Annotated in this window: 18 protein-coding genes; 2 read left to right on the forward strand and 16 right to left on the reverse strand. The window is 61.2% G+C overall.

Going from position 1 to position 21103, the window contains the following annotated elements; translation table 11 throughout:
* From trpC to DTP52_RS20455, 3 genes are read right to left on the reverse strand one after another with little or no spacing between them, the layout of a single operon-like run.
* On the reverse strand, window positions 1-837 hold the full coding sequence (gene trpC / locus DTP52_RS20445; protein WP_109754958.1) for an indole-3-glycerol phosphate synthase TrpC: 837 nt from the start codon (window positions 835-837) through the stop codon (window positions 1-3).
* Window positions 834-1883: an anthranilate phosphoribosyltransferase gene (trpD, locus tag DTP52_RS20450; protein WP_109754959.1), complete on the reverse strand. Its 1050-nt coding sequence runs from the start codon at window positions 1881-1883 to the stop codon at window positions 834-836. The genes trpC and trpD overlap by 4 nt, the downstream gene beginning before the upstream one ends.
* Before the next feature lie 9 nt (window positions 1884-1892).
* Window positions 1893-2486 (reverse strand): aminodeoxychorismate/anthranilate synthase component II, encoded by a 594-nt coding sequence (locus tag DTP52_RS20455; RefSeq protein ID WP_018607190.1) that lies wholly within the window; start codon window positions 2484-2486, stop codon window positions 1893-1895.
* A 411-nt stretch (window positions 2487-2897) separates the two neighbouring features.
* Between DTP52_RS20455 and estP the strand changes: the two genes are divergently transcribed.
* On the forward strand, window positions 2898-4805 hold the full coding sequence (estP, locus tag DTP52_RS20460; RefSeq protein WP_109754960.1) for an esterase EstP: 1908 nt from the start codon (window positions 2898-2900) through the stop codon (window positions 4803-4805).
* Window positions 4806-4946: 141 nt separating this feature from the next.
* Here estP and trpE read toward each other — a convergent pair whose 3' ends face one another.
* The 10 genes from trpE to DTP52_RS20515 form a co-directional block, all read right to left on the reverse strand.
* Entirely contained in the window at window positions 4947-6428 is a 1482-nt protein-coding gene (gene trpE / locus DTP52_RS20465) for an anthranilate synthase component I (RefSeq protein WP_109754961.1), read from the reverse strand.
* Between the two features lie 70 nt (window positions 6429-6498).
* Window positions 6499-7317, reverse strand: coding sequence for a phosphoglycolate phosphatase (locus DTP52_RS20470; RefSeq protein ID WP_109754962.1), 819 nt, complete (start codon window positions 7315-7317; stop codon window positions 6499-6501).
* Entirely contained in the window at window positions 7314-7988 is a 675-nt protein-coding gene (gene rpe, locus DTP52_RS20475; RefSeq protein WP_109754963.1) for a ribulose-phosphate 3-epimerase, read from the reverse strand. The genes DTP52_RS20470 and rpe overlap by 4 nt, the downstream gene beginning before the upstream one ends.
* A 78-nt stretch (window positions 7989-8066) precedes the next feature.
* Window positions 8067-9215: an iron-containing alcohol dehydrogenase gene (locus DTP52_RS20480; protein ID WP_109754964.1), complete on the reverse strand. Its 1149-nt coding sequence runs from the start codon at window positions 9213-9215 to the stop codon at window positions 8067-8069.
* A gap of 201 nt (window positions 9216-9416) precedes the next feature.
* Window positions 9417-10241 (reverse strand): ABC transporter permease, encoded by an 825-nt coding sequence (locus tag DTP52_RS20485; protein ID WP_109754965.1) that lies wholly within the window; start codon window positions 10239-10241, stop codon window positions 9417-9419.
* Between the two features lie 12 nt (window positions 10242-10253).
* Window positions 10254-11501 (reverse strand): ABC transporter permease, encoded by a 1248-nt coding sequence (locus tag DTP52_RS20490; RefSeq protein ID WP_109754966.1) that lies wholly within the window; start codon window positions 11499-11501, stop codon window positions 10254-10256.
* 199 nt (window positions 11502-11700) lie between these two features.
* On the reverse strand, window positions 11701-12744 hold the full coding sequence (locus DTP52_RS20495) for an ABC transporter substrate-binding protein (protein WP_014340502.1): 1044 nt from the start codon (window positions 12742-12744) through the stop codon (window positions 11701-11703).
* Between the two features lie 49 nt (window positions 12745-12793).
* Window positions 12794-13918 carry an ABC transporter ATP-binding protein gene (locus DTP52_RS20500; RefSeq protein WP_109754967.1) on the reverse strand — a complete coding sequence of 375 codons (1125 nt, stop codon included), beginning with the start codon at window positions 13916-13918 and terminating at the stop codon, window positions 12794-12796.
* Window positions 13919-14264: 346 nt separating this feature from the next.
* Window positions 14265-14894, reverse strand: coding sequence for a response regulator transcription factor (locus tag DTP52_RS20510; RefSeq protein ID WP_109754968.1), 630 nt, complete (start codon window positions 14892-14894; stop codon window positions 14265-14267).
* Window positions 14895-15015: 121 nt separating this feature from the next.
* Window positions 15016-17412 carry a PAS domain S-box protein gene (locus DTP52_RS20515; protein ID WP_109754969.1) on the reverse strand — a complete coding sequence of 799 codons (2397 nt, stop codon included), beginning with the start codon at window positions 17410-17412 and terminating at the stop codon, window positions 15016-15018.
* A 74-nt stretch (window positions 17413-17486) separates the two neighbouring features.
* Between DTP52_RS20515 and DTP52_RS20520 the strand changes: the two genes are divergently transcribed.
* A complete protein-coding gene (locus tag DTP52_RS20520) occupies window positions 17487-18482 on the forward strand; it encodes an alpha/beta hydrolase family protein (RefSeq protein WP_109754970.1) in 996 nt (331 codons plus the stop codon).
* A 79-nt stretch (window positions 18483-18561) separates the two neighbouring features.
* Here the strand turns inward: DTP52_RS20520 and DTP52_RS20525 are convergent, their stop codons facing one another.
* From DTP52_RS20525 to DTP52_RS20535, 3 genes are read right to left on the reverse strand one after another with little or no spacing between them, the layout of a single operon-like run.
* Window positions 18562-19329, reverse strand: coding sequence for a TerB family tellurite resistance protein (locus tag DTP52_RS20525; RefSeq protein ID WP_109754971.1), 768 nt, complete (start codon window positions 19327-19329; stop codon window positions 18562-18564).
* Window position 19330: 1 nt separating this feature from the next.
* Window positions 19331-20002: an N-acetylmuramate alpha-1-phosphate uridylyltransferase MurU gene (murU, locus tag DTP52_RS20530; RefSeq protein ID WP_109754972.1), complete on the reverse strand. Its 672-nt coding sequence runs from the start codon at window positions 20000-20002 to the stop codon at window positions 19331-19333.
* Complete coding sequence (locus tag DTP52_RS20535; RefSeq protein ID WP_109754973.1) at window positions 19999-21024, reverse strand: aminoglycoside phosphotransferase family protein; 1026 nt, start codon at window positions 21022-21024, stop codon at window positions 19999-20001. The genes murU and DTP52_RS20535 overlap by 4 nt, the downstream gene beginning before the upstream one ends.
* Between the last annotated feature and the right edge of the window lie 79 nt (window positions 21025-21103).

Raw genomic sequence — 21103 nt, forward strand, 5'->3', positions numbered from 1 at the left:
TCAGTCCAGCGTCGAGCCGCTCACCGGCAGGCCTCGTTCAGGAAAGAACAGTCGTTGCAATTCCGTGCCCGGGCTCTCCGCCCGCATGAACGCCTCACCCACCAGGAACGAGTACACATCGCTGACTTCCATCAGCTCGACATCGGCCCGGTTGAGGATGCCGCTTTCGGTGATGACCAGGCGATCGCGCGGAATGCGCGGCAACAGGTCCAGGGTGGTTTCCAGGCTCACTTCAAAAGTGTGCAGGTTGCGATTGTTCACGCCGACCAGTTTGGTATCGAGGGTTTTCAGGGCTCGCTCCAACTCGTCACCGTCATGGACTTCCACCAGGACATCCAGCCCGACGCTTTTGGCAACAGCCGCCAGCTCGGCCATTTTTACGTCGTCCAGAGCGGACACGATCAACAACACGCAGTCGGCGCCCAGCGCCCGCGCCTCGACGATCTGGTATGGGTCGATCATGAAGTCCTTGCGAATCACTGGCAACTTGCACGCCGCCCGCGCCTGCTTCAGGTAGTCGTCGGCCCCTTGGAAAAAGTCGATGTCGGTCAACACCGAGAGGCAGGTCGCCCCGCCCTTCTCGTAGCTGCGGGCGATGTCGGCCGGGACGAAATGTTCGCGAATCACGCCCTTGCTGGGGGAGGCCTTCTTGATTTCGGCAATCACCGCCGGCTGTTTTTTCTTGGCCTGATCGATCAGTGCCTTGGCAAAGCCGCGCGGCGCATCCGCTGAACGCGCCAGGTTTTCCAGCTCGGCCAGACTGACGCGAGCGCTGCGCTCAGCCACTTCCTCAGCCTTGCGAGCCAGAATTTTTTCCAGAACCGTTGGCACGCTCATCCTTCGTTCTCCACTTTGAATACGGCGGTAAATGCACCCAACTCTTCGAGCTTTTCCCGGGCCAGGCCAGTGTGCAGTGCATCATGGGCCAGCTCCACGCCCTGCTTGAGGCTGCTGGCGTGGTCGGCGGCGTACAACGCAGCACCGGCATTGAGCACGATCATCTCAGCGGCTTTCTGGCCGTTCTCGGTCTTGCGCCGCCCCAGGGCATCGCGTATCAATTCCAGCGATTGGGCCGGGCCGTCGACCGCCAGGCCGTGCAAGCTCTGGCTTTTCATGCCGAGGTCTTCAGGTTCGACCCAATACTCGCTGATCTGATCATTTTTTAGTTCGGCCACGAATGTGGGCGCCGCCAGGCTGAATTCATCCAGGCCATCCTTGGAGTGGACCACCAGCACGTGCTTGCTGCCCAGGCGTTGCAGGACTTCGGCCAACGGCCGGCACAACGCCTGGCTGAACACCCCAACCACTTGGTGCTTCACGCCGGCCGGATTCGTAAGCGGGCCGAGCATGTTGAACAGCGTACGCAATCCCAGGTCACGGCGCGGCGCGGCAGCGTGTTTCATGGCGCTGTGATGGGTCTGGGCAAACATGAAACCAATGCCGACATTGTCGATACAGCGCGCGACCTGGATCGGCGTCAGGTTCAGGTAGATGCCAGCCGCCTCCAGCAGGTCGGCACTGCCGCTCTTGCCTGAGACTGCGCGGTTGCCGTGCTTGGCAACGGTGCAACCGGCCGCCGCGACCACGAACGCTGACGCGGTGGAAACGTTGAAGATATTGGCGCCGTCACCACCGGTGCCGACCACATCGACCACACCGTCCAGCGTCTTGAGCTCGACCTTGTCCGCCAGCTCGCGCATCACCGACACGGCGCCGACGATTTCATCGATGCTCTCGCTTTTCATGCGCATGGCCATCATGAACGCGCCGATCTGCGCATCCGTGCATTGGCCAGTCATGATTTCGCGCATCACGTCGCGCATCTCGTCGGTGCTCAGGTCGAGATGGCCGACGATACGGCTCAGGGCTGTCTTGATATCCATGGAAAGTCCTTAGCGCGTGCCGCCGGTTTGTTTGAGGAAGTTGGCGAACAGTTCGTGACCCTGTTCGGTGAGAATAGACTCGGGATGAAATTGCACACCCTCGATATTCAATGTCTTGTGGCGCAGCCCCATGATCTCATCGACAGAGCCGTCTTCAAGCTGGGTCCAGGCCGTCAACTCCAGGCAGTCGGGTAGCGTTTCGCGCTTGACGATCAGGGAGTGATAGCGAGTTACGGTAAGCGGATGATTCAGGCCCTCGAACACCCCCTTGTCCTCATGGAATACCGGGCTAGTCTTACCGTGCATGACTTGTCGAGCGCGCACGACATCGCCGCCGAACGCCTGGCCAATCGACTGATGCCCCAGGCAAACACCGAGGATCGGCAGCTTGCCGGCGAAATACTTGATGGCGTCGATGGAAATGCCCGCTTCGGTCGGCGTGCACGGGCCGGGTGAAACCACGATGCGCTCAGGCTTGAGGGCTTCGATTTCGGCGATGGTCAATTCGTCGTTGCGCACGACCTTGACCTCGGAGCCCAGCTCGCCGAGGTACTGCACAACGTTGTAGGTAAAAGAGTCGTAGTTATCGATCATCAGCAACATGGCGTAAGCAACCTATTGAATTCACTGACTTTAAATACAGCCTTCGGAGAGTGACCCGCACACTGCTGCGCTTGGCGAGGCGAGTGATGCCCCTGCGAAGCGGCTCTACAAGCGGGTAAAGAAGGCAAATCGGTACAGGTCCGGCGAGGCCGGCGGAGAATATTCAGGCGCGCCAACGCCAGCGGGCGTGTGCCTTGATCATTTGATCCAGAAGTTTGCTGACAATCGACACAGGAAAAGTCTCGTTCATACGTCCCGGCACAGTAGCTTAGCTGGGCGGAGCACGCAATATGACCGATCCCGAAGGGCCTTGAAACAATCGCGATGTTCTGGAGAGATGGCAAAACGCCGAAAGTTTTTGGTACTGTCGTTTCGTTTTCTAACAAAAATAAGATAAAAACGGATTTTCCCATGATCAAAAAGACGTTGTTCGTACCGATTGCCAGTTGCTTGCTAGCGATGGCCTGCGCCCAGGCGAGCGCCGCTCCCAACCCTTATTCCAAGTTCATCGTGTTTGGCGACAGCCTCAACGACGCCGGCCAGTTTGCCGATCCGAATGGTCCGCCCGGCGCGACCGAGCGCTATACCAACCGAACCGGGCCGATCTACACCGACGGCAGCGGTGAAGCCTACTCCGCCAATTCCACCCAGTTGCTCGGTGGGCGCCTGGGTTACTCCGCCGACGAGACCGCCGCCTCCACTTCAGCGGTCCGCGCCAGCGAGGGGCTGGCAGACGGCAACAACTGGGCGGTAGGCGGTTATCGTACTGACCAGATCCTCGAATCGATTACCGGCGTGTCCGACACTGGCGAGCGCAGCCGTCCCGGCTACCTGCAGTCCAATGGGCTGCGCGCCGATCCGAATGCGCTGTATTACATTTCCGGTGGTGGTAACGATTTCCTTCAAGGCCGGGTGCTGACCCCCGAGCAAGCAAACGCCGCCGCGGACCGCCTCGCCGACAGCGTCCAGGTGCTGCAAACGGCCGGCGCCCGCTATGTGATGGTCTGGCTGTTGCCTGACCTGGGCTTGACCCCTGCCCTCAACGGAGGCCCTTTGCAAGATACCTTTTCGCAACTGGGCAATCAGTTCAACCAACAACTGATCACGCGCCTGCAAGGCATCGACGCTGAAATCATTCCGTTGAATATTCCGCTTTTGCTGAAGGAAAGCTTCGCCGACCCGGCAAGATTCGGCCTCGCCACCGGTGAGAACCTCACTGCCACCTGCTTCAGCGGCAACGGCTGCACGGAAAACGCCACCTACGGCATCAACAGTGCCACGCCTGATCCCAGCAAGCTGATCTACAACGACGCGGTTCATCCAACCGAAACCGGGCAGAAGCTGATCGCCGACTACGCCTATTCCCTGCTCGCGGCGCCATGGGAGCTGACATTGCTGCCGGAAATGGCCCACTCGACCCTACGTGCTCACCAGGACGAGTTGCGCAGCCAGTGGCAATCTGACTGGGAGAACTGGCAGGCCGTGGGCCAGTGGCGAGCCATCGTCGCCGGCGGCGGCCAGCACCTGGACATGGACAGCCAGGACAGCGGCGCCAGCGCCGACGGCAGCGGCTATAGCCTGAACATCGGCGGCAGCTATCGCCTCAATGAGGCTTGGCGCGTAGGTGTCGCCGCCGGCCTCTACCGCCAGGACATGGAGGCAGACCACAACGATTCGCAGTACAAGCTAAACAGCTACCTGGCGACCGCTTTCGCCCAGTTCCAGCAAAACCGCTGGTGGGCCGATGCGGCACTGACCGGCGGCAAGCTCGACTACGACAATCTGGAGCGCAAGTTCGACCTGGGCGTCAACGAAGCCCAGGAGAAAGGCGACACTGACGGCCATCTATGGGCATTCAGTACCCGTGTAGGCTACGACATCGCCCAGCCGGGCAGCCAATGGCATCTCTCACCGTTTATCAGCGCTGACTATGCGAAGGTGGAAGTCGATGGCTATTCGGAAAAGAGCAGCCGCTCCACGGCCCTGACCTTCGATGACCAGACCCGCGACTCGAAACGCCTGGGCATTGGCTTGCAGGGTAAATACAACTTCACCCGCCAGACCCAGGTGTTTGGCGAATATGCCCATGAACGCGAGTACGAGGACGACACGCAAAAGGTCAACATCGCCCTCAACAGCCTGCCAGCCAATGACTTCACGCTGGAAGGCTACACGCCACAGAGCCACCTGAATCGCCTGAGCCTGGGGGTCAGCCACAAGTTGACCAACGACTTGGCGCTGCGTGGCGGTTATACATTGCGCAAGGATGATGACTCCACCCTGCAGGGGGTGAGCCTGGGCGTCAGCCTGGATTTCTGACCGAGAGAGAGCTATGTGGGAGCGAGCCTGCTCGCGATGAGGCCGTCATGTCCGACAAATGCATCGGCTGACAGGCCGCTATCGCGAGCAGGCTCGCTCCCACATTTTGATCGAGTTGCCACAGTTGTTTGTTGAAGGGCTTCAGTCTTCTGAGGTCTGCTCGGCCAGCGCCACGGCGCGGAACATGGCCCGGCGCTTGTTCAGGGTTTCTTCCCACTCCAGCGCCGGCACCGAGTCGGCGACAATGCCACCGCCGGCCTGTACGTGCAGTTCGCCGTTCTTGATGACAGCGGTGCGAATGGCAATGGCGGTGTCCATGTTGCCGTTCCAGGCGAAGTAACCCACGGCCCCGCCGTACACGCCCCGCTTGACCGGCTCCAGTTCGTCGATGATTTCCATCGCGCGGATTTTCGGCGCGCCGGACAAGGTGCCCGCCGGCAGGATCGCCCGCAAGGCGTCCATCGCCGTCAGTCCGTCCTTCAACTGGCCGGTGACGTTGGAAACGATGTGCATCACGTTGGAATAGCGCTCGATGACCATCTTCTCGGTGAGTTTCACCGAACCGATTTCCGAGACTCGTCCAGTATCATTGCGCCCCAGGTCAATCAGCATGAGGTGCTCGGCGATTTCCTTGTCATCCGACAGCAGGTCCTCTTCCAGCGCCCGATCAGCCTCTTCCGTAGCGCCACGTGGGCGAGTGCCGGCAATCGGCCGTACCGTGATGAGGTTATCCTCGACCCGCACCAGCACTTCCGGCGAACTGCCGACGACGTGGAAGTCGCCGAAGTTGAAGAAGTACATATAGGGCGTCGGGTTGAAGCAGCGCAGGGCCCGGTACAGGTCAATGGGCGCCGCCTTGAAGTCGATGGACATCCGCTGCGACGGCACGACCTGCATGCAGTCACCGGCGAGGATGTACTCCTTTATGGTATCGACGGCTCTTTCGTAATCATCCTGGGTGAAACTGGAACGGAACACCGGGTCGGCCGCCGACTGCTTGCTGAAGTCCAGCCCGGGACGCGGGGTGATCGGTTGACGAAGCTTTTCCAGCAGTGCCTGCAGGCTTTGTTGGCCCTGCTCGTAGGCATCTTCCTGGGCCGGATCGGCCAGGACGATGGCGTGCATCTTGCCGGCGAGGTTATCGAAGACCACGACCGCGTCGGACACCATCAGCAAAATATCCGGCACGCCCAACGGATCGGGGTTCGGACAGGTGCCCAGGCGCTTTTCCACGTAGCGCACGCAGTCGTAGCCGAAATAACCCACCAGGCCACCGTTGAAGCGTGGCAGACCGGGGATGGTCGGCACGTTGTAGCGGGCCTTGAAGGTTTCGACGAAGGCCAGCGGGTCCTCGACTTCGAGACTTTCGATCTCGACGCCGTCGTGGGTCACGCTGATGCGATGGTCATGGACCCGCAGCACCGTGCGGCACGGCAGGCCAATGATGGAGTAACGGCCCCATTTCTCACCGCCCTGCACCGATTCGAGCAGGTAGGAATTGGGCTGGTCGGCCAGCTTGAGGTAGATCGACAGCGGCGTGTCGAAGTCGGCCAGGGTTTCGCAGGCAAGCGGGATGCGGTTATAGCCAGCAGCGGCTAGACGCAGGAATTCTTCACGGTTCATGGGGTGCCTCGTGGCAAGAGGAGCTGACAGTCAGGTATGCAAACGCGCCGGATAACCGGCCAGGATCACGTCAGGCGCGCCAACGCCAGCGGGCCAGGGCCTTCATGACTTTCATCCAGAGTTTGCGAGTGACCACCACGATGGTGTTTCCAGAAGAGGATTGAACAGCGTCGGGCAACGTTATCTCAGCGGCAGGGTCCAGGCAACCGGGAATTAACAGACGTAAATCGTCGATCACCAGCGTGGGAAACTCTTCGGCGATCGGCCGGCCATGGTTATAGCCATAACTCAGCGCCACGCATTTGACTCCAGCCGCTTTCGCCGCCAGCACATCGCTGCGCGAGTCGCCGACGAACAACGATTGGGAGGCTGGGATGTTGGCCATTTTCATCACGAAAAACAGCGCGGCCGGATCGGGCTTTTTCTGTGGCAAGGTATCGCCGCCGATGATCCAGCGGAAATAACGGCCGATTTTCATCTGATCCAACAGCGGCGCGACGAAGCGCTCCGGCTTGTTGGTGATCAGCGCCATTTCCACGCCTTGCTTTTGCAGCCATTTGAGGGTGGAGCGCACACCGGGGTAGACCACCGTCAATTCGTGATTGCCCTCATAGGCTTCATTGAACAGCTCCAGCGCCCGCTCAGCCTCGACCTCATCGACGCCTTGGGCATCGATGTGATTGGCCAGGGCCCGGCGCACCAACATGGGCGCACCATTGCCGACCCACTGACGCACAGCGTCGAGACCGGCCGGCGGGCGGCCGAGCTTAAGCAGCATGTGGTCCACGGCCGCCGCAAGGTCCGGGACCGAATCGACCAGAGTGCCATCGAGGTCGAACATCACCAGACGCGGCAGGCTGCCGGGGAACAGCTGCTCGAAGCCGCTCATGGGCGAGCCAGTGCCAATTCGGCGCGCATCTTTTCAATGACCTCTTTGTAATCCGGGGCATTGAAGATCGCCGAGCCTGCGACAAAGGTATCAGCACCCGCCGCAGCGATCTCGCGGATGTTGTTCACGTTCACGCCACCGTCGATCTCCAGGCGGATATCCCGGCCCGAGGCATCGATCAGCGCCCGGGCCTTGCGCAGTTTATCGAGGGTGCCGGGGATGAATTTCTGCCCACCGAAGCCAGGGTTGACGCTCATCAGCAGGATCATGTCGACCTTGTCCATCACGTACTCGAGCACGTCCAGCGGTGTCGCGGGGTTGAACACCAGACCAGACTTGCAACCGCCTTCGCGGATCAACTGCAGGGAGCGATCGATGTGCAGCGTGGCTTCAGGGTGGAAAGTGATGTAGGTGGCGCCGGCTTCGATGAAGTCCCCGACAATGCGGTCCACCGGGCTGACCATCAAGTGCGCGTCGATCGGCGCGGTGACGCCGTACTTGCGCAGCGCCGCGCAGACCATCGGGCCGATGGTCAGGTTGGGCACGTAGTGGTTGTCCATCACATCGAAGTGCACGATGTCGGCCCCGGCGGCCAGAACGTTGTCCACTTCCTCGCCCAGACGGGCGAAGTCGGCGGAGAGAATCGACGGAGCAATAGCGAAGGGCTGCATGACGCACCTGTTTTGAGCGAAATCACGATGGCGCGCATTGTATACCTCAAGATTTGGCGCGCCCACCGTGACAGTCGATCAATACGCCGCGCGGTAGATCTCCTCGATATCGGCGGCGCTCAGTTGGCGCGGATTGTTGCGCATCAAGCGCTCGATCCCAGCGGCTTCCACCGCCATGGCGGGGATGACATCCACGGTCACACCCAGACTGCTCAGGCCATTGGGGATTTGCACCGCGGCGCATAGCGCGACCATGGCCTCCACAGCTTCGTCGGCAGCTTCAAGATCGCTCAGGTGTGCGGTCTTGAGCCCCATGGCCTCGGCGATGTCGCGCATGCGCTCCACGCACGCCATTTTGTTCCACGCCATGACATACGGCAGCAACAAGGCGTTTGCGACGCCATGGGAAACGTGGAAGCGCCCGCCCAACGGATAGGCCAGCGCATGCACCGCCCCGACCCCGGCATTACCGAATGCCATGCCGGCCATCAGGCTGGCGGTGGCCATGTCCTCACGGGCTTGCAGATGAGACGGGTTGGCATAGGCCTTGGGCAATGCCCGGGTGATCAGTTTGATCGCGCCAATGGCCAGGGCATCGGTGATTGGCGAGGCATTGAGCGACAGGTAAGCCTCGATGGCGTGCACCAACGCATCGACGCCACTGGCAGCCGTTACGCTGCGCGGACAGGTGAGGGTCATCTGCGGGCTGACCAGCGCCACGTCCGGCAACAGGTAATCGCTGACGATGCCTTTTTTCAGCTGTGCGGCCTTATCGGAAAGGATCGCCACGTTGGTGACTTCCGAACCGGTCCCGGCCGTGGTGGGGATGGCAATCATGGGCGGGCCTTTGCGCGGCACCTGATCGACGCCGAACATGTCCTGCAGCTCGCCGTGGTAACCGGCATAGACCCCGACGCACTTGGCGATGTCGATGGCACTGCCGCCACCCAGGCCGATCAGCCCATCATGGCCGCCGTCGCGGTAGGCTTGCATGCAGTCTTCGACAATGGCGATTTCCGGGTCCGGCATGACCCGGTCGAAAATCTCGTAGTCCCGTCCGCCCAGGTGTTGCAGGGCCAGCTCCACGGTGCCGGACTTGACCAACGCCGCATCGGTCACGATCAGTGGGTTGTCGACGTCCAGCCGCGTCAACTCGGCGGCCAGTTGCTCGATGGCAGCGGCGCCGGTGATCAGTTTGTGGGCGATCTTGAATGAGGAAAGACTCATGTGCGCGGCCTCTTATTCGAGTTGGGCTGGCACAAGGATAGCTCGGTATTCAAGGTTGTCTGCCATTCAGCCCATGAATACAGCGCAAATTCCCTGTGGGAGCGAGCCTGCTCGCGATGGCGGTAGAGCATTCGACATTTTTATCGACTGACACTCCGTTATCGCGAGCAGGCTCGCTCCCACAGGGTACACCGCTGACCGTCAGACCTGGGCGGTACGCAGCTTCTCGCTCCGCCCACGCAACCACTCCAGGGTCAGCAGCAAAATCACCGAGAAGGCGATCAGCAGCGTCGCGGCGGCGGCAATGGTAGGGCTGAGGTTTTCGCGGATACCACTGAACATCTGCCGTGGCAGGGTTGCCTGCTCGGGACCGGCCAGGAACAGGGTCACTACCACTTCATCGAACGACGTCGCGAATGCGAACAACGCACCGGAGATCACACCGGGGGCGATCAACGGCAAGGTCACCCGACGAAACGCTGTCAGCGGCGATGCGCCAAGGCTGGCAGCGGCCCGAACCAAATTGTGGTTGAAACCCTGAAGGGTCGCCGACACCGTGATGATCACGAACGGCACACCCAGCACGGCGTGGACCACGATCAGCGAGACGAAACTGTTGCCCATCCCCAGTGGCGCGAAAAACAGGTAGCTGGCGACGCCGATGATCACCACCGGCACCACCATAGGCGAGATCACCAGGGCCATCACCAACGCCTTGCCCGGGAAGTCGCCACGGGTCAGGCCGATGGCCGCCAGCGTGCCGAAGATCATCGCCAGCAACGTCGCCGCCGGGGCCACGATGATGCTGTTCTTCAGCGCCCGCATCCATTCGGCCGAAGCGAAGAAATCGTGATACCACTGCAACGAAAAACCTTGCAGCGGGTACACCAGGAAGCTGCCGGAGTTGAACGACAGCGGAATGATCACCAGCACCGGCAGGATCAGGAACAACAGGATCAGCCCGCAGAGGGTGCGCAAGGTGTAGAACCACACCCGTTCGACGGGAGACATGTAAGGACTCAGCATTTCGATCTCCCCTTAGCTCAGGCGCAGGCGACTGGCGCCCACCAGCCGGTTGTAAATCAGGTAAAGCACGACGGTCGCCAGCAACAGCAGCCCGCCGAGCGCCGTGGCCATGCCCCAGTTAATGCTGGTGTTGGTGTAGAACGCGACGAAGTAGCTGACCATCTGATCGTTCGGGCTACCCAGCAACGCCGGCGTGATGTAGTAGCCGATGGCAAGGATGAACACCAACAGGCAACCGGCGCCGACACCGGCATAGGTCTGCGGGAAGTACACCCGCCAGAAACTGGCGAACGGATGACAACCCAGGGAAATCGCCGCCCGCATATAAGTAGGCGAAATACCTTTCATCACGCTGTAGATCGGCAGGATCATGAATGGCAGCAGAATGTGGACCATGGAGATGTAGACGCCGGTGCGGTTGAACACCAGCTCCAGGGGCTTATCGATGACGCCCATGGCCATCAGGGCACTATTGATCAAGCCGCCCGATTGCAGCAGCACGATCCACGCAGCCACCCGCACCAGGATCGAGGTCCAGAACGGCAGCAGCACCAGGATCATCAACAGGTTGCTTTGGCGTGATGGCAGATTCGCCAGCAAGTAGGCCAACGGATAAGCCAGCACCAGGCAGATCGCGGTAATCACCAGGCCCATCCAGAACGTGCGGGTGAAGATATCCAGGTAAATCGCCTGGTCGGGAGTGGCCGGTGCCAGCTCGCCGAGGTCATCGATGCGGTGATCGACGGCCGCCAGCAGGTAATACGGGGTGACGTCGCTGGTGTTACGACGGATCACCTGCCAGTACGCCGGGTCGCCCCAACGCTCATCGAGGTTTTCCAAGGCTTCTTTATAAGAGGTCGGCTCGGTGGCGAACGGCAACGCCCGAGCGGTCTTGGTCAGCAGGCTGCGATAGCCGGCCAGTTCCATGTTCAGGCGCTTGGACAAGTCGCCCAGGGTCTGATTCTTGCGGGCTTCGGCCAGGTCTTCACTGGCAGCCTTGTACACCGGCTCGCCCGGCAACCCGCGTCCGTCCCATGTAGCGACGGCAGCGACGGTACGCGGCATGGCACCCACCACTTCCGGGTTGCTGACACTTTTGAACAGCAGCGCCACGATCGGCACCAGGAACACCAGCAACAGAAACAGCACCAGCGGCGCGATCAAGGCCTGGGCCTTCCAGCGGTTGACCCGCTCGGCGTGCTTGAGCCGCTGCTTCAGGGTGGGGCTGGTGCCCGCGTTCAGTGGAACGGCGATGGCCATGGCGAACTCCGCAAATCTTTTTGATCGTTACAGGGGCGGCGGGCCGCCTCTGTTCTTTTGAAACATCCAACTGAGGCAAGAACCTGTGGGAGCGGGCTTGCTCGCGAAAGCGGTATGTCAGCCAACATTCATGTTGAAAGTGATGACGCCTTCGCGAGCAAGCCCGCTCCCACACAAGCTCTTCTACAACCGTCAGTGGTTACTTCGCAGCCCAGGAATTGAAGCGCTGCTCCAGTTGCTCACCGTTGTCAGCCCAGAAGCTGACGTCGATCTGCACCTGATTGGCGATGTTTTCCGGGGTGGTCGGCATGTTGGTCAGGACATCCTTGGCCAACAACGGGACTGCCTGGGTGTTGGCCGGGCCGTAGGCGATGTTTTCCGAGTAGGTCTTCTGCTGCTGCGGTGCTACGGAGAAGGCGATGAATTTCTTCGCCGCTTCTGCGCGAGTCTTGTCCAGGCCGCGCGGAATAGCCCAAGCGTCGAAGTCGTAGATGCCGCCGTTCCACACCACTTTCAGGTTGCTTTCTTTCTGGACCGCAGCGATCCGGCCGTTGTAGGCCGAGCTCATGACCACGTCACCGGAGGCCAGGTACTGCGGCGGCTGAGCGCCGGCCTCCCACCACTGGATGTTCGGCTTGAGTTCGTCGAGCTTCTTGAACGCACGGTCCTGGCCGTCTTTGCCGGCCAGCACTTTGTAGACGTCTTTCGGCGCGACACCGTCGGCCATCAAGGCGAATTCCAGGGTGTACTTGGCGCCTTTGCGCAGGCCGCGCTTGCCTGGGAATTGCTTGGTGTCCCAGAAGTCTGCCCAACTGGTCGGTGCGGTTTTCAGTTTGTCGGCGTTGTAGGCCAACACGGTCGACCACACGAAGAAACCTACGCCGCAAGGCTGGATGGCGCCCTTGACGTAGTCTTCGGCCTTGCCGAACAGGGCCGGATCGAGTTGTTCGAACATGTCTTCGTCACAACCACGGGACAATTCCGGAGACTCGACTTCCACCAAATCCCAGGAAACGCTCTTGGTGTCGACCATGGCCTTGACCTTGGCCATTTCACCGTTGTACTCGCCAGCTACGATCTTGCCATTACCGGCCGCTTCCCACGGTGCGTAGAAGGCTTTGACCTGAGCCGCCTTGTTCGCCCCGCCGAAAGACACCACGGTCAGGTCCGGGCCCGCCGCCATCGCGCTTGCCGCACCCATCATGCCCAGGGTCAGGGCTGTGAACTTCAGGGATCTCAACATTTATTGTTCTCTCCACGTGCAGGGTTGGTGTTGGTACAGCAGGGGGCGATCAATTCGCCTCTAGAAGGGGATCGAGCGCACGCACGTGCTCGACTTGCCAGCCAAGCGGAACCACGTCCCCGACGGCGAGCCCGGGATCGAGCTCGGCAATCGGTTGTTTCACGAAGAAGTCGTTCTTGCCGCAGACTTCCAGGCGAACGCGGACGTGGTCGCCCAGATAGATGAATTCCGCCACCCTCCCTGAGAAGCGGTTGACACATTGTTCGCTTGCGCCGTTGAGGCTCACCCGCTCCGGGCGGATCGACAGGGTTACCGGCTCGCCGGGCTTGCCGACATTCACCGCCAGCGCCTCGACCTTCTCGCCGCGCCCCAGCTCAACCATGCAACGGTCGCCGGTGTGGCTGTGCAGGCGGCCGTTGAGGCGGTTGTTCTCGCCGATGAAGTTGGCAACGAAGGTGTTTTTCGGCTCTTCATACAGTGTGCGTGGTGGAGCGATCTGCTGGATTTCGCCCTGGTGGAATACCGCCACGCGGTCGGACATGGTCAGGGCTTCGCCCTGGTCATGGGTCACGTAGACCACGGTCACGCCAAGGCGCTGGTGCAGGTGCTTGATTTCCATCTGCATGTGTTCGCGCAGTTGCTTGTCCAACGCACCGAGGGGTTCATCCATCAGCACCAATTGCGGCTCGAATACCAATGCCCGGGCCAGCGCCACCCGTTGTTGCTGGCCGCCGGACAATTGCGCCGGGTAGCGCTGGGCGAAGCTGTCCAGTTGGACCATGCTCAGGACACGCTTGACCCGATCGCTCACGTCACTCTTGTTCAGGCCGCGCACGGTCAGCGGGAACGCGAGGTTCTCGGCGACGGTCATGTGGGGGAACAAGGCGTAGTTCTGGAACACCATGCCGATGTCACGCTTGTGCGGCGGCACATTGTTGATCGAACGCCCGGCCAGTTGGATCTCACCGGCGGTTGGGGTTTCAAACCCGGCGAGCATCATCAGGCTGGTGGTCTTGCCGGAACCGGACGGCCCGAGCAGGGTCAGGAATTCGCCTTTGCGAATATCCAGGTTGAGGTCTTTGACGATCAGGTTCTCGCCATCGTAGCTCTTTTGCACACCACGAAAGCTGACCAGCACATCACTGGCCCCCGCGCTTGAATCGACCTGGCTCATACCCGCACCTTTTGTATTGATGACTGCTTGTGAATCAAGCCTAGTGGAGCCTGGGGCCCGCGCAAATCGGGACGCAGGAGAGAATCGCCTCAGCCGGATGGAAGAGTCGGGGTAGGGATCGCCCTACAAGGATGGCGGGATTGGGTAAATGCAGTGGCGAGTTTTAAGCGGCAAGCTGCAAGCAGGGGTGAAAAGCGGTGTTGGGGCGTGTCGCAAATAGGTATGTCAGTGCATTCCCCCTGTGGGAGCGAACCTGCTCGCGATAGCGGCGTGTCAGCCAACATCGATACTGAATGGTCCGACGCCATCGCGAGCAGGCTCGCTCCCACAGGGGATTGCGGCGAGTTTAGAGCAGCTTGTGCTCCATCGCGTATTTCACCAGCTCCGCCAATGATGTGATGTTGAGCTTCTGCATCAACCGCGCCTTGTGGGTACTGATGGTCTTGCTGCTCAGGGCCAGTTGCTGGGCGATGTCGTTGACGTTGGCGCCCTGGGCCAAGCGCTCGAAGACCGAGAATTCACGCTCGGACAATAGCGAGTGCAACGGGCGGGTGTCGGTCAGGCCGACCTCGAAGACCATTCGGTCGGCCAGGTCCGGGTCGATGTAACGCCCGCCGGCCGCGACCTTGCGAATCGCCATGAGCAGCAGGGCCGGGTCGCTGTCCTTGGTCGCGTAGCCAGCTGCACCGACCTTCAGCGCACGGGCGGCCATTTGCGCCTCGTCATGCATCGACAGCACCAGAATGGCTGGCGGATTATTCAGCGCCCGGATCCGTGGGATCGCCTCCAGGCCGTTGACACCCGGCATGGAAATGTCCAGCAGCACCACTTCGCAGGGCACCTGGCGCAAGGTCTCGAGCAACTGTTCGCCATTGCTCGCCTCCCCGACCACCACCAGATCCTTGGCCAGGCCGATCAACTGCTTGATGCCTTCGCGGACGATGGTGTGGTCTTCGGCTACCAGTACACGGATCACATTGTTCTCCAGATTCAGAATCTCATCGCGAGCAGGCTCGCTCCCACAGGGTTATATGTACATCTCAATCAATGTGGGAGCGAGCCTGCTAGCGATAGGGTCCGCCCAGGCGGCCCACCGATCAGGACTCATGCAACGGCACCCGCACCGACAGGGTCGTCCCCTCCCCGGGCTCACTGTCCAGGGTCAACCGCCCACCCATGATCAACACCCGTTCACGCATGCCGACCAGGCCAAAGGAGGTTGACCGACCTGTATTGGCAATGAAGCCTACACCGTCATCGCTGACTGTCAGACACAATTCGTCGCCTTCCTGAACCAGCGTCAGCTCCACAGTATGCGCTTGGGCATGGCGCATCACATTGGTCAGCGCCTCCTGGAGAATCCGAAACAGGCCGATGGCCTTGGCGTCGCTCAGGGCTGGCAAGTTGTCCGGCACCTGCACCAGGCACGGGATCTGCGTACGCGCCTCGAAGCGCCGGGCCTGCCATTCGATGGCCGAGGCGATACCGGCATCGAGGATCGGCGGGCGCAACGCCGTCGCCACGTCCCGCACCAGTTGGAACAACTGGGCAATCAGGCGCTTCATGCTGTTAAGCCGCTCATGCAGGCCAGGGTCGAGTTGTGCGTAGGCCAATTCACACATGGATGTTTCAAGCTTCAACACCGTCAGCATCTGACCCAGCTCGTCGTGGACCTCCCGGGCAATACGCGCCTTTTCCTCTTCCCGCACGCTTTCCAGGTGCGCCGACAACTCGCGCAACTGCTCCCGGGAGCTGGCCAGTTCCAGTTCGATACGTTTGCTTGCGGTGATGTCCCAGACGATACCGTCCCAGACGTAGGCGCCATCTTCGAGACGACGGGTGATCGCCTTGATCTCGGCCCAGCGCTCCTGGCCTTCACGGGTCAGGATGCGGCCCTGCCATGACCAGTCGCTGTCGGTGTCCAGCGCCTGGTCCTGGGTACGGTGATAGTCGGCCTTGTCCTGCGGATGCACCAGGCTGCGCAGCCCGGTGTCGCTGCGGGCCAGGGTCGCGGGGGAATAGCCCACCAGGCTTTCGCTGCCTTCGCTGATGTAGGCAAAATCGATCTGGCCGGTCACGGGTGCCCGCTCCAGGCGAAAGACCAGGCCTGGCACGTTGGCAGCGATGCCTTGCAAGCGCGCCTCGCTTTCACGCAGCGCCGCCAACGCACGCCGGCGTTCGGTCACGTCGTTGAGGTAAACCACCAGGTATTCGGCGTCGCGAAAGCGCAAAAAACTCAAGGAAACGTCGGCCGGCAGGATGCTGCCGTCGGCACGCACGCATTCGGTCTCGAAACTTTGCGGCCCTTCGTCACTGGCCCGGGCGCGCTTCCACAAATTGAGCCAGCGATCCATGTGCAGGCCGGGCTCGAAGTCGATCAAGGGCCGATCGATGATGGCACCCGGCGCATAGCCGAGCATGGTCTCCGCCGCTCGGTTGGCATAACGCACGTGGCTGTCCCAATTGACCCAGAGGATACCGACCGTGCTTTGATCGATGGAAAACTGCGTCAGGCGCAAGGCTTCCTCGCTGGCCGTACGCTGGGCAATGTCCTCCCGCGCGGCACGCAGGCGGCGCTCCAGTGCGCGTTGCTGGCGGCGCTGCCAGAACACGATGGCAACGCTGCTGAGCAACAGGGCCAGCATCAGCAGGGTCAGGTTCTGCCAGAAACCCGGAGTCTCGGTCAGACGCGGGTATTTCGGCTTGAGCCAACGGCTGTGCAGTTGCTCCAGCTCCTTGGCCGGGATCGCCTGCAAACCGCTGTCGATGATCTCGGCCAGTTCCGGCCAGTCCCGGCGCGTGGCCACCCGTAGCAACTGCGGCAGGCCGATGTCGCCCACCACCGCCAGCTCGGCGAATTCGGGCTCGACCATCAACCGCCCGAGCTGTGCCTCATCGACCACCGCATATCGCGCCTGCTGGGTCAGCAACAATTGCAGGGCCTCGCGCTCCATCGGCACACCTTGCAGATTCAGCGTCGGGTAGTTGCTGCGCAGGTAATCGGCCGTGGCGCTGGGCATGCGTACCGCGACCCGGGCCTGGGTGTCGAGCTTTTCCAACTCCACCCCCTCGGCGCCTTTCTGCCCGCCGACGATCAATTGCGGCACGCGCATGTAGGGATCGGAAAACTGCCAGAGCTTGAGCCCACTCGGGGACTGGGTCAGGCCCGGAGCGACGTCCACCTCGCCGGCGCGCACCGCCGCTTCCAGTTGCGCCACGTCCTGGAAATTGCGCCAGGTCAGCTCGACGTTCAGCGCCTTGCCAAGCCATTGCATCAACTCGACGTTGGTGCCGGACAAACGCTGCAAACGCCGGTCGTATTGCGCATAGGGCGCCTGCAATACCAGGCCGACCCGCCATTGCGGATGTTGCACCAGCCATTGGCGCTGCCCGGCATTCAATTGCACCCCGTGCGCCGACGGTGCAGGCGCGGCCCACGCCATCAAGGGAAGCCATAAACAGCCGATAACCCACAGGCAGCAAAAACGCATCATCGAAGTCTCATGCACTGACAAATACTGACCAACCCATTAGGCTGCCGGAAATACTTCTGGTCATGGAATATCCGATGCCCTCTGTTTATCGCCTGGCGTTGCCAGCATTGTGCCTGTCGCTGATCCTGCCAAGTGCCTTTTCTGTGCAGGCCAGCGAAGCGGCACCCGCCGCCGCGGAACAACCTGCCGAGGAAAAGCCCGTCGAGCGCCAGCCTTTGCTCGAGCGTAGCCAGGAAGAAGCGACCGCACTTGAACGAAAAGTCCCGGCCCAGGAACAGCAACAATTACAGACCGGCAGCGATGCCTTCCTGGCGCTGTGGAAACCGGCCAATACCAGCGACCCCAAGGGCGCAGTCATCATAATCCCCGGCGCCGGTGAAACAGCTGACTGGCCTCAAGTTATCGGCCCTTTGCGTAAAAAGTTGCCCGATGTTGAGTGGAGCAGCCTGAGTATCACCCTGCCAGACCTGCAAAGCGACGTCATTGCACCGCGCGTGGTGGAAACGCCACCGGAGACCAAACCGGCCGACACCGCAGCCGCAGCACCGGACGCCACCACCGCAGCACCGATCGAGCAGGTGGCGGGAGGAGAAGCCGACGCGACCGATCCGGTCGTCGCCCAAACCGATGAAGAACACGCCAAGGCCGATGCCGAGCGTATTTTCACCCGCATCGACGCGGCACTGGCCTACGCCGAACAGCAAAGTGCCCGCCGCATCGTGCTGCTGGGCCATGGCACCGGCGCTTATTGGGCTGCGCGCTACTTGAGCGAAAAACAGCCCTCGCAAGTCGAACGCTTCGTGATGGTCGCCGCCCAGACTCCGGTCACCGCCAAGCCTGCCCTGGCCGAACTGACCCCGACCTTGAAACTGGCGACCGCCGACATTTTCTACATGGACAAGGCGCTGGATCGCAACGCGGCACTGGAGCGCTTGCAGGCAAGCAAACGCTTGAAGGGTTCGACTTTCAGCCAGGTGTCCCTCAAGGCCTTGCCGAACCCGTCGGCAGAGCAGGAGCAGCTGTTTCGTCGGGTTCGGGGTTGGTTGAATCCGCAGAAACCGGGTGAATGAGAATCACGGCAGACATCAGGCCGGAAACAGAATGTGGCGAGGGGATTTATCCCCTCGCCACATTTGCTCCCCCGCAGGGCTAGCGAAAATCCCGCCGTTCGCGAATCAAGCGATAGGCGTTATGCAGCTCCCGAGTCTTGTCGGTGGCCTCGCGAACCTGCAATGGCGTCGCCCCGCTGCCAGCAATCTTGTCCGGGTGGTGACGACTGAGCAGGCGTCGGTAGGCCCGCTTGATCTGCGACGGCTCACTGGTAGCAGAAACCCCCAGCAAACGCATCGCCTCCTGATACGTTATGCCACTGCTGGGCGGCGCCAGTTTCTGCGGTTCGTATTCGCCCGCCAATGCCTGGACCTGTTGCTGCGTCCAGCCCAGCCACTTGCCCCACCGGGCAATCAATTCACGCTCACCTGGCCCCGCCCGCCCATCGGCCCAGACCATCCGCCAGCAGGCCCGCAGCACACCTTCCGCCGCATGCGGCTGAGTGCTGAGGCGACGTAGATAACCGCGTAAGTGATCGTTCCCGGATTTGCCTCGGTTGAACGCCGCGATCGCCCGGCGTTGCGCCGACTCGCTCAAGTCCAGGGCTCGCATTTCCTGGCGAGCCTGCTGAATGTGACCGTCGACCACGCGCCCATCGCATTTGGCCAGGCGCCCCAGCAATACAAACAACAACTCATCGTTGCGCAGTGCCGGGCGTCCACCCAGACGCTCCCGTACCTGCGCCCAGCCCTGCAGGTTCAGGCGCCGATCCAGGGCCTGTCCCAACAACGCCCCAAGCATGGCCCCCGGAATGCTGGCTATGGCAAAGCCCGCCCCGGCTCCAATCAGAGTCCCTGGCCACCACATATCAACCGCTCGCTTCTATCAAGGTTTCGACCTGCGCCAAACGTTCGTGGGTACCGACATCGACCCAATGCCCTTTCAGGTGCTCGCCACTGACGCGCTCCTCGGCCATGGCCGCGCGCAACAGCGGTGCGAGCTTGAACGCACCGCCCGTGCAACCGTCGAACAAACGCGGGTGCAGGACGGCAATGCCGCTATAGGTCAGGTTGTCGGCAGGCGTTTGCCCATCGTGAACCTTTCCGTCGGCCAGGATGAAATCGCCGTCCGGGTGATGCTCCGGATTATCGACCAACACCAGATGCGCCAGCCCTTTTAGCGGCCTGCGCAACGCGCTGAAATCGTAGTCGGTCCAGATATCGCCGTTTACCACCACGAACGCTTCATCGCCCAACAGCGGCAAGGCCCGGAAGATTCCACCACCGGTCTCCAGCGGCTCGCCTTCGGGCGAAAACCGAATACTCACGCCAAACCGTGAACCGTCTCCCAGGTGATCTTCGATCTGCTGGCCGAGCCAGGCGTGATTGATCACGATCTCGGTGAAGCCGGCCCTGGCGAGGGCGCGCAGGTGGTATTCGATCAAGGGAATGCCACCCACGCGAATCAACGGCTTTGGCGTGGTCAGGGTCAGGGGGCGCATGCGCTCGCCCTTGCCCGCCGCCAGGATCATCGCCTTCATGCCGTCGCTCCAGCCGATTGCCGCAGGCTGCCAAGCAGTTCATCGAGCGGAGCCAGTTCCGGACGACGGGCGATGACCGCTTCTATATAAGCAAAGAACCGCGGCACATCACCGAGGTAACGTGGCTTGCCATCACGATGGCAAATACGCGCGAAGATCCCGATGACCTTGAGGTGGCGCTGCACACCCATCAAGTCGCTGGCCCGCAGGAAATCCTCGAAATCCGGCTGGACTGGAATGCCGAGGGCGCCGGCCTGTTGCCAGTAATTCTCCAGCCAGCCCCGCACGCGGGCCTCGGGCCAACTGAGGAAAGCATCCTTGAACAGGCAGGTCACGTCGTAGGTAACCGGGCCATAGACCGCATCCTGAAAGTCCAGCACGCCAGGATTCGGTGCGCTGAGCATCAGGTTGCGCGGCATGTAGTCGCGGTGCACCAGCACTTTGGGCTGGGCCAGGGCGCTGTCGATCAAAAGCTCGGAGGCCTGTTGCCAGAGTTGCTGCTGGGTCGAGTCGAACTCGATGCCCAGCTCGCGCTTGACGTACCACTCGGGGAACAATTCCAGCTCCCGACGCAGCAACGCGACATCGTAGCTCGGCAGCGGCGCGACCATCGGCAATTGCTGGAAAGCCAGCAAGGCTTGCAGGGCATCGCCGAATAAATCGTCGGCATTTTCGCCGTTGATCACGTCCAGATAGGTCTGATTGCCCAGGTCATTGAGCAAAAGAAAGCCGCGCTCGAGGTCTTCGGCATAAATTTTCGGCACGTTAATGCCGGATTTAGCCAGCAAAAAAGCAATATCCACGAAGGGTTTGCAGTTTTCCTGGGGCGGTGGCGCATCCATTACGATCAAGCTACGGCCCTCGCCTTCCCAGCGGAAATAACGCCGGAAACTCGCGTCACTGCTGGCGGCGGTCAACGTGGCCGGGGGTACGGTGCCCCAGCCCTGTTGAGTGAAAAGGATCGGCAGTTGTTCATCGAGCCAAACTTTCAGGTGTTGCAAGCGTACATCTTGGTCGGGCATTGCAAGGGTCTCCGACGGCGCTAGCCGTCAAGCGGGTCATGCTTTATTATCCAGCATCTTTTTCAGACCATCGAGAGGC

The sequence above is a fragment of the Pseudomonas sp. 43mfcvi1.1 genome, assembly GCF_900115935.1.
GTDB classification, from domain to species: Bacteria; Pseudomonadota; Gammaproteobacteria; order Pseudomonadales; family Pseudomonadaceae; genus Aquipseudomonas; species Aquipseudomonas bijieensis.

Excerpts from the sequence above, each read along its gene's own strand:
- trpC (WP_109754958.1), bottom strand. The coding sequence starts at position 837 with ATGAGCGTGCCAACGGTTCTGGAAAAAATTCTGGCTCGCAAGGCTGAG.
- trpD (WP_109754959.1), bottom strand. The coding sequence starts at position 1,883 with ATGGATATCAAGACAGCCCTGAGCCGTATCGTCGGCCATCTCGACCTG.
- DTP52_RS20455 (WP_018607190.1), bottom strand. The coding sequence starts at position 2,486 with ATGTTGCTGATGATCGATAACTACGACTCTTTTACCTACAACGTTGTG.
- estP (WP_109754960.1), top strand. The coding sequence starts at position 2,898 with ATGATCAAAAAGACGTTGTTCGTACCGATTGCCAGTTGCTTGCTAGCG.
- trpE (WP_109754961.1), bottom strand. The coding sequence starts at position 6,428 with ATGAACCGTGAAGAATTCCTGCGTCTAGCCGCTGCTGGCTATAACCGC.
- DTP52_RS20470 (WP_109754962.1), bottom strand. The coding sequence starts at position 7,317 with ATGAGCGGCTTCGAGCAGCTGTTCCCCGGCAGCCTGCCGCGTCTGGTG.
- rpe (WP_109754963.1), bottom strand. The coding sequence starts at position 7,988 with ATGCAGCCCTTCGCTATTGCTCCGTCGATTCTCTCCGCCGACTTCGCC.
- DTP52_RS20480 (WP_109754964.1), bottom strand. The coding sequence starts at position 9,215 with ATGAGTCTTTCCTCATTCAAGATCGCCCACAAACTGATCACCGGCGCC.
- DTP52_RS20485 (WP_109754965.1), bottom strand. The coding sequence starts at position 10,241 with ATGCTGAGTCCTTACATGTCTCCCGTCGAACGGGTGTGGTTCTACACC.
- DTP52_RS20490 (WP_109754966.1), bottom strand. The coding sequence starts at position 11,501 with ATGGCCATCGCCGTTCCACTGAACGCGGGCACCAGCCCCACCCTGAAG.
- DTP52_RS20495 (WP_014340502.1), bottom strand. The coding sequence starts at position 12,744 with ATGTTGAGATCCCTGAAGTTCACAGCCCTGACCCTGGGCATGATGGGT.
- DTP52_RS20500 (WP_109754967.1), bottom strand. The coding sequence starts at position 13,918 with ATGAGCCAGGTCGATTCAAGCGCGGGGGCCAGTGATGTGCTGGTCAGC.
- DTP52_RS20515 (WP_109754969.1), bottom strand. The coding sequence starts at position 17,412 with ATGATGCGTTTTTGCTGCCTGTGGGTTATCGGCTGTTTATGGCTTCCC.
- DTP52_RS20520 (WP_109754970.1), top strand. The coding sequence starts at position 17,487 with ATGCCCTCTGTTTATCGCCTGGCGTTGCCAGCATTGTGCCTGTCGCTG.
- DTP52_RS20525 (WP_109754971.1), bottom strand. The coding sequence starts at position 19,329 with ATGTGGTGGCCAGGGACTCTGATTGGAGCCGGGGCGGGCTTTGCCATA.
- murU (WP_109754972.1), bottom strand. The coding sequence starts at position 20,002 with ATGAAGGCGATGATCCTGGCGGCGGGCAAGGGCGAGCGCATGCGCCCC.
- DTP52_RS20535 (WP_109754973.1), bottom strand. The coding sequence starts at position 21,024 with ATGCCCGACCAAGATGTACGCTTGCAACACCTGAAAGTTTGGCTCGAT.